The 1,112-nt window shown below is 46.0% G+C and carries 1 protein-coding gene; it reads right to left on the bottom strand.

Annotated features, from left to right (window positions below; translation table 11 throughout):
- A partial coding sequence (metK, locus tag GMD1S_RS08010; RefSeq protein ID WP_000001672.1) for a methionine adenosyltransferase occupies positions 1–1,112 on the bottom strand: 1,112 nt, incomplete at both ends.

Genomic DNA, 1,112 nt, shown 5'->3' with positions numbered 1-1,112 from the left:
ACCTTATCCAAACGTTCCCATGGAAGGTCAATATCTGTACGTCCCATGTGTCCATAAGCCGCTGTTTGACGGTAAATTGGACGTTTGAGATCCAGCATTTGGATAATTCCCGCAGGGCGAAGGTCAAAGATTTGACGCGCTGCTTTTTCAAGCTTGCTTTCAGCTACTGTTCCTGTACCAAAAGTATCGATACGAACAGAAACAGGTTGCGCCACCCCGATAGCATAAGCCAATTGCACTTCTGCCTTCTTAGCAAGACCTGCTGCAACGATGTTCTTGGCAATGTAGCGAGCTGCATAAGAGGCTGAACGGTCCACTTTCGTCGCATCCTTACCAGAGAAGGCACCACCACCATGACGAGAGTAGCCACCATAGGTATCCACGATAATCTTACGACCAGTCAAACCTGAGTCCCCTTGAGGTCCACCGATTACAAAGCGACCAGTTGGATTGATGAAGAATTTGGTTTGCTCATCCAAGTAAGAAGCTGGGATCACCTCTTTGATAACCTTGTTAATCACATCATTGTGAATTTGTTCATTGCTAACTTCTGGATCGTGCTGAGTTGAAATAACGACTGTGTCCACACGTACCGGACGGTCATTTTCATCATACTCAACCGTAACTTGTGATTTAGCATCTGGACGGAGATAGCTGATTTCACCAGACTTACGAAGTTCTGCCAAACGACGAACCAACTTATGACTGAGTGAGATTGGCAATGGCATGAGTTCTTCTGTCTCATCCACCGCAAATCCAAACATAAGACCTTGGTCACCAGCACCAATCAAGTCAAGCGGATCTTGATCTGCATTTCCACGGACTTCCAAGGCTTCGTTAACTCCTTGGGCGATATCTGGTGACTGCTCAACAAGCGACGGATGAACTCCCACCGTCTCCGCAGAAAAACCATACTCTGTATTGGTATAACCAATCTCTGCAATGGTATCACGAACCACACGGTTGATATCCACATAAGCATTTGTAGAAATTTCACCAAAAACATGGACCGAACCTGTGTATACAGCTGTCTCGGCAGCAACGTGCGCATCTGGATCCTTTGCTAAAATAGCATCCAAAATCGCATCTGAAATTTGGTCTGCAATCTTATC

Source organism: Streptococcus sp. GMD1S (genome assembly GCF_000296875.1).
Lineage (GTDB): Bacteria > Bacillota > Bacilli > Lactobacillales > Streptococcaceae > Streptococcus.
The sequence above is the reverse complement of the archived record's forward strand: the minus strand, read 5'-3'. Positions and strand labels throughout refer to the sequence as shown.